Origin of the sequence: Mycolicibacterium rutilum (genome assembly GCF_900108565.1) — a bacterium.
Lineage (GTDB): Bacteria > Actinomycetota > Actinomycetes > Mycobacteriales > Mycobacteriaceae > Mycobacterium > Mycobacterium rutilum.
In genome coordinates this window covers 2,288,832-2,301,767 of record NZ_LT629971.1, presented here as the reverse complement: position 1 = coordinate 2,301,767, position 12,936 = coordinate 2,288,832, and the positions used below count along the sequence as shown (strand labels likewise).

Below are 12,936 nucleotides of genomic sequence, written 5' to 3'. Positions count from 1 at the left end.
GCACCCCTTCCTGTAACCGCTCAAGGGTCACTCTCGAAAGGGGCGGTGGATGCAGTAGTCCACCACTGCACTTCGGCAGACAAAGGTGACAGTTACTGAGTCCGCGCGGGTGGGGCCAGCAGGGCGGCCAGCTCGTCGCGACCGCTGGTCCCTGTCTTGGCCATCGCCCGGTAGATGTGGCTCTCGACGGTGCGGACGGAAAGCGTCAGCCGGTCGGCGACCTCACGATTGGACAGCCCTTCACCGATCAGCATCACGATCTCGGCTTCGCGCTCGGTCAGCGGCAACGGCTCGCCGGCCTGCCGCAGGGCCGGGGTGACCGCCCCGCATCGCTCGGCCAACGCGGCCGCGCGCGCCGCACTGCTGAGCGCCGACCCCCGCAACTCCAGCCGTCGGTAGGCCAGCGCGGCGTGGCCGGCGGCGTCGAGGGCGGCGATCAGGTCGCCGATCGCCTCGAAATCGGCTGACGCGGCGCTCAACTCGGCGGCGTCGCCGTCAGCGAGCGCGCGGGCGAACCGGGCGGCGACCCCCGCGCGAGGCCCTTCGGTGATCCCGGTCAGTTGGTGCAGGCGCGGCGCAGTGGTGCGATCGCCGAACTGCGTGGCGGTCTGCAAGCAGAGCACCTCAGCAGCGAATTGTCCCTTGGCGCAGGCCCGTTCGCCTGCGCCACGCGCAATGGTGATCGCCTCGCTGATCGCTCCTTGGCTTGCGGCCAACCACGCCCGCGCCAGGCTGTTTTCGTGGTCGAGCATGCGGAACCGGCGCCGCACCAGCGACAACGCGTCGAGCGCGGCGGCCGCCTCCTCGGACCGTCCGCGCATCGCGAGCACCGTGGCATGCGGGATCCGGTAGCGGTACCCCCAGCCGTCGGGATGAGACGCGGACAAGCCGTCGGCCGCGTGCTCGAGCAGCAGGCACGCGGTGGGCAGGTCACCGGCGCCGAGGGCGGCGCGGCCGGCCACCGCGTCGCCCAGCAGTTGGGCGGTCCCGGGCAGATCGCGGCTCTGACGGTGCGTTTCGGCGGCAACGCCGAGTGCATCGGCAATCTGGCCGGCCAGCAGCAGGGCGCTGACTTCCGCGTCGGCGATGTTGAAGCGCATCTGCGGCGCGTCGAGCGCGCGGGCCGCGACGGCGTGGCCCGCCGCCGCGTCAGCGACGGCGTCACCGGTGCGACCGGCATCCGCCGAGATCTGCGCGAGCACCCAGGCGATCTCCGCGCCGACCACCGGAATATCGTGCAGCGTCAGAGCTTTCGCCGCCCGCACCGCGGCCGCGGATTCGTCCATCGCGAACCAGAAGACGGTCATGAAGGCGGTGACATACGTGCGGGCGGTCTCCGTCGCAATTCCGGACGCCTCGTCGATCAGCGACCGGGCCCGCGCGGGGTCGCCGAGCGCCCACAGCGCGTTGCTCGACCGCAGAAACGCGAACCTGCCGCGTTCGTCGTCAGACAGTGCGTCGGTGTCGATGGCCGCGAAGACCGCTTCGGCCTCGGCGCCCCGGCCCGACCAGGACAGCGCGTGCGCGCGGATGAACTGCGGCTCGGGTCCGGCGTCGGCACGCACCGCGGCGTCGGCGAGTCGGTCCGCCAGGGTCATCTCGCCGAGCCAGACCGCGCCGTACGCCGCGCGGACGAGCAGGGCGGCATCCGGTTCGAGGTCCGACTCCACGCTCAGCGCCGCCCTTCGTACGACGATCCGGATGTCGTCGGACGCGCCGGTCGCGGCGAGTTCGGTGGCGATGGCTCCGCGCAGCCGCCGCAGCCGGCTGCGCGGTGCGCTGCGGCGGCGGACTTCGCCGTAGAGCGGATGCGCCAACCGGACCTCGATCCCGGCCCCGGCCGGTTCGAGGGTGATCAGGCCGCGGGTCTCGGCTTCCTCGATCGCGTCGCGCTCACCGATGCGTTGCAGCACGCCCAGTTCCAGCGGTTCGCCGACGGCGAGCGCGTCGATGATCTCACCGACCGACGGTGACAGGGCGCCGATACGGGATTCGACGAGCCCGACCAGCCCGGGCGGCACCACGAGTTCCCCGGTCCAGCGCCAGCACCGGTCCTGGCGGGTGAGCCGCCCGTCGGCGACTTCCTGCTCGACGATGTTCGTCAGGTACAGCCCGTTTCCACCCGTCACGTCCCAGAGTCGTTGCGCAGCAGTGGGATCCACTGGGCCGTCGAGCGCTTCCGACAGCAGCCGCGTGGTGTCGTCGGCGTCGAGCGGTGCGAGGTCGAGCCGTTCGAAGTGTGTCCTGGCCCAGATGTCCTCGACGGCGGCGGGAACCGGTTCGCCGTCGCGGATGGTAAGGATCACCGTTGCCGCCGCGCGGGCCGCGATCTGATGGACGACGAACGCCGACAGCTCGTCGAGCAGGTGGGCGTCGTCGACAGACAGCACCACCTGCGCCGGCGAGTCGGCGGGCGCCAGCGAGTCGATCACGCCGCGCAGCAGCGTGAGGGTGTCGGAGACGCCCGTCGGCGCCCACGAGGTGAAGGCACCCAACGGGATGTTCCTGGCGGATGTCGTACCGGCGGTCCACCGCGTGGTGCACCCGCGCGCGGCGGCCCATGACAGCGCCTCCCGGGCGATGCGGCTCTTGCCGACGCCTTGGGCCCCGCAGATGAGGATGCCGGGCGCCGACGCCGTGATCGCCGCCTCGATCGCGTGTATCTGCTGCGTGCGGCCTATTAACGGCCACGACAAGCGCACGTGTCGAGACTAGGAGCTGCGCGCGGTGCGGCGCAGCGAAACCGTCAACCCTTCCGCACGGCGAGCACCCGCTTGCGCAGGCCGTCGGTCGCGGTTTCCATCAGGCCCTTGGCTCCCCGCTTGATCAGGAAGCCGGGCAGCGGCACCAGGGGTTCGACCGTCAGCTCGAAATGAACCCGCGTCCCGCCGTCCTCGGGGGTCAGGGTGTAGCGGCCCTGCTGTGCGCGCTGCTGGTTGGCCTTGACGAGGGTCCAGCCCACCCCGTCGTCGTAGACGGTGTAGTCGAGTACCTGTTCGTCGGTGACTCCGACGATCTTGACCACCTGGCGGGATTTCGTCGGGCGGCCCTGGTCGTCTCGCTCGAGAATCTCGATCTCCTGATGCGCCGACGACCACTCGGTCAGCGACTCGAGGTCGTAGAGGACGGACAGGATCTCATCGGGTGCCGCCTCGATGACGACCTCGCGGGATTCGGTGACAGCCATGCGGAATTGATTGCCACGACCGCACGGCGCGAAACCGTCAGCGCTTCTTGACCTTGAGCACCTGTTTGCGCAGCCCATCGGTCGCGGCCTCGAGGCCGCCCTTCATCGCGCGCTTGAGCACGAACCCCGGAATCGGCACGGCCGGGTCGACGGTGATCTCGAACCGCACCTTGGTCTTCTCCCCGTCCGGGGTGAGCGTGTACGACGCACTCTGCGTCTTGAGCTGGCTGGACTCCAGCAGCGTCCAACTCGCGCTGCTGTCGGTCCATGAGTACTGCACCACCTGCTCGTCGGAGATGCCCATGGTCTTGAGTTTCAGGCGGACCTTGCCCGGCCGGCCGTCGGCGTCGCGCTCGAGGACCTCAGCGCCCTGGTGCTGCGACGACCATTCCGGAGCGGACTCGACGTCGGCGATGACGTCGAGAATCTCCGCCGGGCTCGCCTCGATCACGACCTCACGGGAATCGCTGGTAGCCATTTTTCGACACTATCGCCGTTACGGTTGACCGCATGGAGCTTTGGGAGCTTTGCGCCCGCGGACGTGTCAGGGACACGCTCGCCCAGTACAACTGGTCCGGCGACGCGCTGCGGCTCGACGAACTCGCCGCCACGTTCTGCGAGGACGGCGAACTCGAGGTGCGGGGCACCACGCCGGCGCGCGGACGCGATGCGATCGTCGAGTTCCTCGGTGGCGCGGTCTCGGGACCGGCCGCTGCCGCGTCGGCGTCGAACGTCAGGCGCATCGTCCGCCACAACGTGACCAACATCCGCTTCACCGAGGTGACGCCGCAGCAGGCGCGGGTCGCGTGCTACTTCACCGTCTACACCGAGATCGGCCTGGACCATTACGGCCGCTACCGCGACCTGCTCGTCCCTGTCGGGGACGATTGGCTGATCAAGCACCGGTTCGTGTCGACGGACTGGAGCGCGCCGAACTCGACGATGGCCCGCTGAGACTCATCCCAGGGGCGCAATCCCCCGCGATCGGTTAGCTTCTCGGGCATGGACGTCGATCCCACGATCCCGCCGAGCGGCACCGGCTGCGTCGAATGCGACACCCACGGCGGCTGGTGGGTGCACCTGCGCCGCTGCGCGGCGTGTGGACACATCGGGTGTTGCGACGACTCGCTGGCCCGGCACGCGTCGGCGCACTGGCGCGAGACCGGCCATCCGATCATCCGGTCGTTCGAGCCGGGCGAGGACTGGTTCTGGAACTTCGCGACCAACGAGTACTACGACGGCCCGGAGCTCGCGGCCCCGGAGTCCCGTCCGCCCGACGAGACCGTCCCCGGCCCGCGCGGGCGGGTGCCCAAGGACTGGATGACGCAGTTGCGCAGCCGCGGCGACTAGAACCGGGGCGCTTCGGGTAGTCCAAGCCGGTGAGCGACGAGAAGAAGCCCGACACCACCGACACCGACGCGGGTCCCGCCGCGGCCGACGACGACGTGCAGAGCGATCCGGCGCGCGGCACCGACGGAACCGAAGAGGGTGTGGACTGGTCCGATGAGGGCGGTGCGACACCCGCCGGGCCCGCCGACACCGGCGACCACACGCAGTAACTCAGACCGAGGCGGCCAGCGCCGACAACGTCTCGGCCGCAGAGTAGTTCGGCTGCCAGCCCAGCTGGGTCCGGGCCTTCGTCGTGTCCATCACCACCGAGGTGCGGCCGACGTGCAGCCACTCGAGTATCGACGGCACGAACGGCAGCCGCGCCACGACGCCCGACGCGACCGACGCGGCGGCCCGCGGCACCGGCACCGGTCGGGCACCCAGTTCCCGGGCCACATCCGACATCGAGACCACGCCGTCGCCGGCGATGTTGTACGCCCCGGGCGGGCCCGACGTCGTCGCCGCCAGTGCGATCGCCGCTGCCACGTCGTCGTGATGCACCAACTGCAGGGGCGTGCCCGGGTCCGGGAACGGCGGTTTGAGGAGCGGCAGCGTCTGCGTGATGCGCTTGACCGGCCCCGGCAACTGGTTCCACGGCATCACATCGGCGAGTGCGGGCGCCTTCGGGCCGGCGACGATGCACGGCCGCAGCACGTACACCTGAAGCGTTGTGCCGTCGGTGATCTCGGTGAGCGCCGCCTCGCAGGCGGCCTTCTGCTCGGAGTAGTAGTGCTCGGGCGATCCGCGCGGCGGCACGTCCTCGGTGATGGGCACCGGGTTGTCGGAGTGGTAGCCGTAGGCGGCCACCGACGAGGTGTAGACGAGGCGCTGCGGGCGGGCGGCGGCGACCGTCGCCTCGAACACGTTGCGGGTGCCCTGCAGGTTGATCCGCGCGCTCTCCTCGCGCGACCCCATGATGATGAACGCGAGGTGCACCACGACGTCGGCGCGGGCGACGAGGGCGTCGACCGCGTCGCGGTCGAGGATGTCGCCCTGTTGGTACGTGGTTTTCGACCAGCCGTGCTCGCTCGGATCGAACGGTCGGCGCGCCATGCCGACGATCTCGTCGACGTCGGCGAGCGCCTCGAGCGCCGCCACCGCCGACATGCCGATCTCACCGGTCGGCCCGGTCACGGCCACCGTGATTCCCATGCCTGACGCTATTCCCGGCGGGCGGGGTCGGGAAACCGATCAGGCCATGTCGGCGAGCGCCTGTTTGGCGGCGTTGTATCCCGGCACGAACGTGATGCCCGGCCCACCGTGACACCCCGCGCTGCCGAGGTAGAGCCCGTCGAGCGGAATGGGTTGGTCGACATAGCCTTTCGGCCCCGGTCGGTTGGGACCGATCTGGTCGGGGTGGATCAGCCCGTGGCAGTAGTCACCGCCGGGCGCACCGAACATGGTGCCCATGTGCTTGGGGGTGAACGTGGTGTGCCGCAGGATGAGGCTCTCGAAGTTCGGGGCCAACCGGGTGATCTTCTCGATCACCCGCCTGCCCATCTCGACCTTCATCTCGCCGTAGGACGCGCTGCTTTCCTCAATGGGGAACCACAGCGAAAACGCCGATGCGGCATGCTTGCCCGGGGGCGCCAGGCCCGGGTCGTTGACCGAGGGGATCTGCAGCGCGATTGCCGGGTCCGCCGGGACGATCCCGCGCCTGCAGTCCTCCCACTGCTGCTGGAGTTCCTCGGGCGTGCTGAAGATTCCGATGTTGGACTGCATCGCGGGGTCGTTGAGCAGTTCGTAGGGCGCCGCGAACTCGGGGATGCCGTCGAGCGCGAAGTGCATCTGCAGGTAGCTGCCGCGGTGGTCGACCCGGGCGAACCGGTCACGCACGTCCGCGGGCACCGCCGCGGCATCGAGCAGGCCGTTGACGGTCAGGTCGGGGGCGATGCCGGAGACGACGACCGGGGCGGTCACCGTCGCGCCGTCGTCGAGGCGCACCCCGGTGACTCGGCCGTCGGCGGCGGTGACCTCGACGACCTTGGCGCGCAGGCGTAATTCACCGCCGGCGGAGGTGAACACGTCGCACAGGTGCTTGGTGAGCGCACCGATGCCGCCGCGCAGTTTCTTGACCAGCAGCGCGTTCTCATCAGGAACGGCGAAGCCGTACGCCAGCGCGGCGGCGGTGCCCGGCGTGGCCGGCCCGCGGTAGGTGGTGTTGCACGCCAGCAGCGCGAGCATCCCGCGCAGGGCGCCGTTCTTGTCCTTGTCCGGCAGATACCGGTCGAGCACGTCGGTGACCGAGCCGAACAGCAGGTCGGTGATCGTGGAGCGCTCGAATTCGTTGGTGGCGCAGGCATACATCTCGTCGAGCGATTTCGGCGGCTGGCCGGCGTCGAACCGGCCGAGCGCCCTGGTCGGCGCCTGGCACCACGCCATCAAACCCGCCATGCCGTTGACGGCCTCGGCGCCGTGCACCTCGTTGATGTGGGTGAGCAGCTTCATCGGGTCGGTGTAGTAGACCAGCGGTTCATCGCCCACCCCGCGCAGGGACACCGACATGACGTCGAGGTCGACGGTGGGCAGCGCGTCCAGGCCGAGTTCGCGGCTGACCACCGCGGAGGTCGGGATCTGCACCGAGCCGGCGATCTCGAACTGGAACCCGTCGAACAGTTCGACGGTCGAGGCCATCCCACCGGCGTAGAGCTTGGTGTCCAGGCAGAGCGTGCGTAGCCCTGCCTTCTGCAGAAGCGCCGCCGAGGTCAACCCGTTGTGCCCGGCGCCGATGACTATCGCGTCGAAGTCCGTCATCGGCTGAGGCTGACACGGCACCAAAGTTTTGTCAATATTGACAAAACTTTAGTTCGCGATGCCCCGCGCGAGCGTCTCCAGCGCCTCGCGGGTCAGCCGGGACAACTCGGGCAGCGAGCGGTCCTCGCTGAGCATCCACACCTCCATCGCACCGAAGACCGCGGCCGCGATGCACCGCGCGGTGACGGTGATGCGCATGCGCGCGTCGGTGCCCGGATCCGGGGCGTCGTCGCGGGTGAGATGCTCCTCGATCGCCTCGGCGAAGTCGCCCTCCACCTGGCGGATGTGCCGCGCGACCCGGCCGGGTTCGAGTTCCTGCGCGCGCAGCACGGCGGTCTGCGCGACGGCCCAGTCGTCGTACGGGCGGGCCATGATCGCCGCGTGTACCGCCTCGATGACAGGTTCATCGCGGCCGTGTTCGGCCAGCGCAGCGCGGAACCATTGCAGCCCGGCGTAATCGGTGAACAGCAGATCATCCTTGGACGCGAAGTGCCGGTAGAAGGTGCGCAGCGAGACGCCGGCGTCGGCGGCGATCTGCTCGGCAGAGGTGTCCTCGACTCCCTGCGCGAGGAACCGCACCACCGCGGCCTGGCGCAGCGCCTCGCGGGTGCGTTCGCTGCGCGCCGTCTGGGCAGGTCGTGGCATGAGGATGAACGTACCCGAGCGGCGCGGCTGGCAAGTTATGTCAAATTTGACGAAACCACGGGCAGTCGGTGAGACACTCCGATCATGGTCTCCCTAATCGTTCACCTGGTTCTCGGGTTCGCCACGCTGGCAGTCATCGTCAAGGCGAATCCGGCGGTCTTCGCGCGCTACTCCTCGGGCCCCCGGGTCGGCAGGCTCGAGCTCTTCTACTACGTCGCCGGCGTGCTCTCTGTGGTTCTCGGCTACTACTTCAACAACCAGTTCGTCGCCGAGTACGCGCCGCCCGGCGGACTGCACAATTTCATCTGGGGGCCGGGCAGCTGGGCGGAGTTCATCGCGCTCGGCTACGACAATCCCGCGGCCGCGTCGGCCAGCCAGGACTACACGATCATGACCCTGCTGCTGTTCCCGGCGTGGCTGCTCGTCGACGGCAGCAGGCGGGGGATCAAGCACGCGTGGCTGTATCTGGGGTTCGTCCTGTTCGCCAGTTCGGCGTTCGCGTGGGCGTTTTATCTGGCGACGATCGAACGCCAGCACCGTCATCAGCAGCAGGCGGTGACGGCCGGATCGGCTGCCTGATCCGCGCCGCGGTCGTACAGTGCGGTGATGGGCACTGACGCTTTGCGGCAACGCCGGCTCGAAGTGATCCGCGAGCACATGGACACCGAAGTCACCAAGGATTTCGACGCCACACTCGCGACATTCAAGAGCGGCACGGAGGGACGTCCGCACTACGAGATCATGGCCACCGGCCAGGTATTCGACGGCGACGCCGAGGTGATGGACTACTACCGCACCACCCGCACCGCGTTTCCGGACCAGCGCCACGACAACGTCCGCTACCACGTCGCCGACGACTCGGTGATCGTCGAATTCGACCTGCTGGGAACCAATCTCGGTGAGTTCTACGGCCTTCCGCCGACCGGGAAGGCGTTTCGCGTGCCGGTCGCGGCAGTGTTCTTCTTCGACGACGACCGCATCGTCAATGAACGTATCTACTTCGACTCGGCCAGCCTGGTGGCTCAGATCGGGCGCACCGAACTGTTGACCGGGGGTGCGTCGTGAAGGTTCATCACCTCAACTGCGGCTCGATGCACCCATGGGGTGCGGGGCAATTGGTGAGCCATGTGCTGCTGGTCGAGACCGACAACGGACTGGTCCTGGTCGACACCGGCTACGGGTCCGGTGACTGTGACGACCCCGGCAAGCGGATCGGCCCGACACGGTACTTCTTTCGGCCCCTCTTCGGCCGCGACGAGACGGCCCTGCAGCAGATCGAACGGCTGGGTTTTCATCGCGAGGACGTCCGCCACATCGTCCTCACCCACTTCGACATGGACCACATCGGTGGGCTGTCCGACTTCCCGGATGCCGAAGTTCATTGCACCGGAGCCGAAGTCCTGGGCGCGATGCGCTCACCGACCCGCGCCGAGAAGTTCCGGTTCCGGCGCGCGCAGTGGGCGCACGGGCCCAAGATCGTCGAGCACGAACCCGCTGGCGAGCCATGGCGCGGCTTCGCCGCGGCCAAGGAACTGACCGAGATCTCGCCGGGCATCGTGCTGGTGTCGCTGCCGGGGCACACCCGTGGGCACGCCTGCGTCGCCGTCGACGCCGGCCATCGATGGCTGCTGCACTGCGGGGACGCGTTCTATCATCCGAGCACCATCGGCGGTGCGGGGCGGATCCCCTGGGCGCTCGGCGCTTTCGAGAAGGTCGCTGCCTTCGACCGCAATCGGGTGACCGAGAACCATGCCCGGCTGACCGAGCTGTACCGCCGCGGGGAGCCCGATCTGTTCCTCTTGTGTGCGCACGACCCCGGCCTGCTCGAGCAGGCGCGGGCGCTCGCTTAGCGGTTGGCGCGCTTACGCAACGACGACTCCAGCCGCTCGAGCACGTCGAAGTATCGGGTCGGCGCGACGCGGGCGAGCGCGTCGAACAGGTAGGCGTCCGGGCCCACGAGAATTCTGGCCTTGCCCGCCTCGACACCGCGGTGGATGATCGCGGCGGCCTTGTCCGGCTGCGTCCGCGTCATCGCGGCGAACTCCTTGACGACCTGCTCCTTGGTCGGGCCGCCGGGCTCCTCGCGGAACCGGCCGTTGCGCACGATGTTGGTGTTGATGCCGCCGGGATGCACGTTGACCGCCGAGACGCCGGTCCCGCGCAGCTCTTGCCGCAGCGAGTCGGTGAATCCGCGGACCGCGAATTTTGCTGAGCAGTAGGCACTTTGACCCGGCATGCCGACGAGGCCGAACACGCTCGAGGTGTTGACGATGACGCCTTCATCCTGTTCGACGAGGATCGGCAGGAACGCTCTGGTGCCGTTGACCACGCCGTGGAAGTTGATGTTCCACAACCAGTTGTCGTCCTCGACGACCGCGTCGAGCACGGTAGAGCCGAGCGCCACGCCGGCGTTGTTGAAGACCGCGCCGATCGGTTTCGGCGCCCATTCGCGAACCTCGCCGGCGAACGCGTGCTGCGCGTCGGCGTCGCTGACGTCGAGCACCTTGACCAGTGACGGACCGCGCAGCGACGCCTCGGTCTCCTTGAGGCCCTGCTCGTCGACGTCGACGATCGCGACCGGGCAGCTGTAGGACGAAAGCCGTTGCGCCAGCGCCCGTCCGATGCCTGACGCGGCGCCGGTGATGACCGCGGTGCGGCCGCTGATCGTCCTGCGTTGCTTGCTCATACTCGCTCCTTACTGGTGGCGTGGTCGGTGACGAGGTCGATGACGCGCTCCCACGCGCCGACCGGCAGGTCGTGGCCGAGGCCGGTGATGGTGTGCAGGCGCGCGCCGGGGATGGCCCGCGCGGTCGCGGCGCCGCCGGTGGGGTGCACCATGCGGTCGCGGTCACCGTGGATCACCAGCGTCGGCACGTCGATGTGGGCGAGTTCGGCGCTGCGGTCGCCGGAGGCGAAGATTCCCGCCAACTGGCGCACGATCCCGCCGTTGGAACAGTCGCGGTCCCAGGCGATCCCCGCCGCTTCGCGCACCGTCCGCTCGTCGAACGGGAAACCGTGCGAACCGATGTGGCGAAACATGGCGGCCGCGCGGTCCATCGCCTCGGCCCGGGTACGGGGCGGACGCGCGGTCAGCATCCGTCGCCACGTCGAGAGGGCGGGCCGGCCGAGCCGGGGCGCGCCGGTGGTCGACATGATCGACGTCAGCGTGCGGACGCGGCCCGGGTAGTGCGCGGCGACGGTCTGGGCGATCATCCCGCCCATCGAGATGCCGACGAGATGCGCGTCGGCCACATCGAGCGCGTCCATCAGCCCGACGGTGTCACGCGCCATGTCGCCGAGGTGATAAGCGTTGCGGCCGCGGAACATCGCCACCGGGTTGGGCGGTCGCTGCGCGATGTGGGTGGAGCGGCCGGCGTCGCGGTTGTCGAATCTCGTGACCGAGAATCCGCGGCCGGCGAGCGTGGTGACGAACTCGTCGGGCCACGAGTGCAGCTGCTGTCCCAGCCCGGCGATCAGGAACAGCGGCGGGTCGGCCGGATCGCCGATCTGCTGGAAGCACAGTTCGATTCCGCGTCCGACCGCTATGGTCGTCTCCTCGCCGATCACGCCGACACCTGCTCGGCGTCGCGGCCGGATTCGGCCCGGACGGCGGCCGTTCGCCGGTACACCACGACGCGGCCGCCGCGCTGGGGTGCGGTGGCGACGCCGCGGGAGTGGCGGCGCTCGCCGGGAGCGTACGTCGTCCCGATCTCGAACTCGCGCAACAAGGTTCGTAGTGTCACCAGCATCTCCATGTTCGCGAACGCCGCGCCGATGCACCGGCGGATCCCGCCGCCGTACGGAATCCAGGTGTGGGTGTCGGGGTTGGCCCCGCGGAACCGGTCGGGGTTGAACGTCTCCGGGTCGGTGAAATTCTGCCCGGATTCGTGGGACATCCCGATGCTGGCAATGACGGTGTGGCCCGCGGGTACCACCCACTCGCCGAGGCGCAGCCGCTCGCGGGTGACCCGGATCGTCGCCTCGATGACCGGCCGGGTGCGTTGCACCTCCCAGACGGTGGCCTGGGTCAGTTCAGTACCGCCCGCGTCGATCTCGGCGGTCAGCCGAGCCAGCAGCCGCGGATGCCGTCGCAGCCGTTCCATCGCCCACGCCAGCGTCGTCGCGGTGGTCTCGTGGCCGGCGGCCAACAGCGTGAGCAGTTCGTCGGCGACATGGCCATCGGAGATCGGTGAGCCGTCCTCGTAGCGGGCCTGCAGCAGCAACGCGAGGATGTCGGTGCGGTCCTCGAACGCCGGGTCGGCTCGGGCTTCGGCGATCAGCGTGGCGATGATCGCGTCGTAGCGCCGGCGGGCGCGCTGGACCCGGCCCCACGGGCTCCACGGCCCGAGATCGCGGCGCAGCGCCTTGGGCAGCACGGCCATCCGGGAGGCCAGCGGCACCATCGGCGGAAGCAGTTCGCGTAGTTCGTCGAGCGTTTCGCCGCGGGCGCCGAACACGGTGCGCAGAATCGCGTTGAGCGTGATGCGCATCATCGGCGCGAGCGTCTCGAACTCCTCACCCTCGGGCCAGGTGGCGCATTCGCGCAGCACTTCTTCTTCGACGATCGACTCGTAACCGGCCATGCGCTTGCCGTGGAAGGGCGGCACCAGCAGCTTGCGCCGTTCGCGGTGTTCGGTGCCGTCGAGGCTGAAGGTCGATCCCGGGCCGAGCACCTGGCCGAGATTCGAGGCGCGGGCCACCAGATCGCTGTTGGTGGTGAAGAGGTCCTTGATGAGCGCGCGGTCGCTGATCACCAGCGCGTTGCCGAAGATCGGGAGTTCGACGGTGAAAGCGCTGCCGTATCGGCGGCCGATCGCGGCCAGTGCCTGATGTCGGGCGGCCAGGAAGCCGACGCCCACGACGAGCTTCGGCAGCCGGGGTCCGGGCGGCAGGCGCACCGGGTCGGTCGTCGCTTCGGCCATGAGCCACCTTCCTGCCGGCGCCGTGGTACACCGGTGTAC

Annotated in this window: 15 protein-coding genes; 6 read left to right on the top strand and 9 right to left on the bottom strand. The window is 69.3% G+C overall.

All coding sequences use genetic code 11. The features are described from left to right. Positions 1-92: 92 nt before the first annotated feature. Genes BLW81_RS11295 through BLW81_RS11285 form a run of 3 tightly spaced genes read right to left on the bottom strand, consistent with a single transcriptional unit; the run spans position 93 to position 3,665 of the window. Entirely contained in the window at positions 93-2,702 is a 2,610-nt protein-coding gene (locus BLW81_RS11295; RefSeq protein ID WP_083407244.1) for a LuxR C-terminal-related transcriptional regulator, read from the bottom strand. A 44-nt stretch (positions 2,703-2,746) separates the two neighbouring features. After that, a complete protein-coding gene (locus BLW81_RS11290) occupies positions 2,747-3,187 on the bottom strand; it encodes an SRPBCC family protein (RefSeq protein WP_083407243.1) in 441 nt (146 codons plus the stop codon). Between the two features lie 37 nt (positions 3,188-3,224). Next, the gene (locus BLW81_RS11285) at positions 3,225-3,665 is read right to left on the bottom strand and encodes an SRPBCC family protein (RefSeq protein WP_083407242.1); all 441 of its coding nucleotides are present in this window, start codon (positions 3,663-3,665) and stop codon (positions 3,225-3,227) included. A 32-nt stretch (positions 3,666-3,697) separates the two neighbouring features. Here BLW81_RS11285 and BLW81_RS11280 point away from each other — a divergent pair, with 32 nt between their 5' ends. The 3 genes from BLW81_RS11280 to BLW81_RS11270 are packed head-to-tail and all read left to right on the top strand — an operon-like array spanning position 3,698 to position 4,746. Continuing rightward, on the top strand, positions 3,698-4,141 hold the full coding sequence (locus BLW81_RS11280; RefSeq protein WP_083407241.1) for a nuclear transport factor 2 family protein: 444 nt from the start codon (positions 3,698-3,700) through the stop codon (positions 4,139-4,141). Between the two features lie 48 nt (positions 4,142-4,189). Then, positions 4,190-4,537 (top strand): UBP-type zinc finger domain-containing protein, encoded by a 348-nt coding sequence (locus BLW81_RS11275; RefSeq protein ID WP_083407240.1) that lies wholly within the window; start codon positions 4,190-4,192, stop codon positions 4,535-4,537. A 29-nt stretch (positions 4,538-4,566) separates the two neighbouring features. Next, complete coding sequence (locus BLW81_RS11270) at positions 4,567-4,746, top strand: hypothetical protein (RefSeq protein ID WP_083407239.1); 180 nt, start codon at positions 4,567-4,569, stop codon at positions 4,744-4,746. Position 4,747: 1 nt separating this feature from the next. Here BLW81_RS11270 and BLW81_RS11265 read toward each other — a convergent pair whose 3' ends face one another. Genes BLW81_RS11265 through BLW81_RS11255 form a run of 3 tightly spaced genes read right to left on the bottom strand, consistent with a single transcriptional unit; the run spans position 4,748 to position 7,975 of the window. After that, positions 4,748-5,728, bottom strand: a complete 981-nt coding sequence (locus BLW81_RS11265; RefSeq protein WP_083407238.1) for an NAD-dependent epimerase/dehydratase family protein — start codon at positions 5,726-5,728, stop codon at positions 4,748-4,750. A gap of 39 nt (positions 5,729-5,767) precedes the next feature. Further along, positions 5,768-7,330, bottom strand: coding sequence for a phytoene desaturase family protein (locus BLW81_RS11260; RefSeq protein WP_083407237.1), 1,563 nt, complete (start codon positions 7,328-7,330; stop codon positions 5,768-5,770). 48 nt (positions 7,331-7,378) lie between these two features. Beyond that, a complete protein-coding gene (locus BLW81_RS11255) occupies positions 7,379-7,975 on the bottom strand; it encodes a TetR/AcrR family transcriptional regulator (protein WP_083407236.1) in 597 nt (198 codons plus the stop codon). Between the two features lie 84 nt (positions 7,976-8,059). On the opposite strand from BLW81_RS11255, the gene BLW81_RS11250 reads away from it, so the two are divergent. The 3 genes from BLW81_RS11250 to BLW81_RS11240 are packed head-to-tail and all read left to right on the top strand — an operon-like array spanning position 8,060 to position 9,825. Continuing rightward, complete coding sequence (locus BLW81_RS11250) at positions 8,060-8,554, top strand: DUF2834 domain-containing protein (protein ID WP_083407235.1); 495 nt, start codon at positions 8,060-8,062, stop codon at positions 8,552-8,554. A 27-nt stretch (positions 8,555-8,581) separates the two neighbouring features. Beyond that, a complete protein-coding gene (locus BLW81_RS11245) occupies positions 8,582-9,040 on the top strand; it encodes an ester cyclase (RefSeq protein ID WP_083407234.1) in 459 nt (152 codons plus the stop codon). Continuing rightward, a complete protein-coding gene (locus tag BLW81_RS11240; RefSeq protein WP_083407233.1) occupies positions 9,037-9,825 on the top strand; it encodes an MBL fold metallo-hydrolase in 789 nt (262 codons plus the stop codon). Before BLW81_RS11245 ends, BLW81_RS11240 begins: the two co-directional genes overlap by 4 nt. Here the strand turns inward: BLW81_RS11240 and BLW81_RS11235 are convergent. From BLW81_RS11235 to BLW81_RS11225, 3 genes are read right to left on the bottom strand one after another with little or no spacing between them, the layout of a single operon-like run. Next, complete coding sequence (locus BLW81_RS11235; protein ID WP_083407232.1) at positions 9,822-10,661, bottom strand: SDR family NAD(P)-dependent oxidoreductase; 840 nt, start codon at positions 10,659-10,661, stop codon at positions 9,822-9,824. The two genes, BLW81_RS11240 and BLW81_RS11235, sit on opposite strands and share 4 nt — an antisense overlap. Further along, a complete protein-coding gene (locus tag BLW81_RS11230) occupies positions 10,658-11,542 on the bottom strand; it encodes an alpha/beta fold hydrolase (RefSeq protein WP_235632238.1) in 885 nt (294 codons plus the stop codon). The genes BLW81_RS11235 and BLW81_RS11230 overlap by 4 nt, the downstream gene beginning before the upstream one ends. Beyond that, positions 11,539-12,897: a cytochrome P450 gene (locus BLW81_RS11225; protein WP_083407231.1), complete on the bottom strand. Its 1,359-nt coding sequence runs from the start codon at positions 12,895-12,897 to the stop codon at positions 11,539-11,541. Before BLW81_RS11225 ends, BLW81_RS11230 begins: the two co-directional genes overlap by 4 nt. Positions 12,898-12,936: the final 39 nt, after the last annotated feature.

What these genes read in the sequence shown, in the direction of transcription:
- BLW81_RS11235 (WP_083407232.1), bottom strand. Translation starts at nt 10,661, where the DNA reads ATGAGCAAGCAACGCAGGACGATCAGCGGCCGCACCGCGGTCATCACC.
- BLW81_RS11280 (WP_083407241.1), top strand. Translation starts at nt 3,698, where the DNA reads ATGGAGCTTTGGGAGCTTTGCGCCCGCGGACGTGTCAGGGACACGCTC.
- BLW81_RS11225 (WP_083407231.1), bottom strand. Translation starts at nt 12,897, where the DNA reads ATGGCCGAAGCGACGACCGACCCGGTGCGCCTGCCGCCCGGACCCCGG.
- BLW81_RS11285 (WP_083407242.1), bottom strand. Translation starts at nt 3,665, where the DNA reads ATGGCTACCAGCGATTCCCGTGAGGTCGTGATCGAGGCGAGCCCGGCG.
- BLW81_RS11255 (WP_083407236.1), bottom strand. Translation starts at nt 7,975, where the DNA reads ATGCCACGACCTGCCCAGACGGCGCGCAGCGAACGCACCCGCGAGGCG.
- BLW81_RS11290 (WP_083407243.1), bottom strand. Translation starts at nt 3,187, where the DNA reads ATGGCTGTCACCGAATCCCGCGAGGTCGTCATCGAGGCGGCACCCGAT.
- BLW81_RS11265 (WP_083407238.1), bottom strand. Translation starts at nt 5,728, where the DNA reads ATGGGAATCACGGTGGCCGTGACCGGGCCGACCGGTGAGATCGGCATG.
- BLW81_RS11250 (WP_083407235.1), top strand. Translation starts at nt 8,060, where the DNA reads ATGGTCTCCCTAATCGTTCACCTGGTTCTCGGGTTCGCCACGCTGGCA.
- BLW81_RS11245 (WP_083407234.1), top strand. Translation starts at nt 8,582, where the DNA reads ATGGGCACTGACGCTTTGCGGCAACGCCGGCTCGAAGTGATCCGCGAG.
- BLW81_RS11260 (WP_083407237.1), bottom strand. Translation starts at nt 7,330, where the DNA reads ATGACGGACTTCGACGCGATAGTCATCGGCGCCGGGCACAACGGGTTG.
- BLW81_RS11275 (WP_083407240.1), top strand. Translation starts at nt 4,190, where the DNA reads ATGGACGTCGATCCCACGATCCCGCCGAGCGGCACCGGCTGCGTCGAA.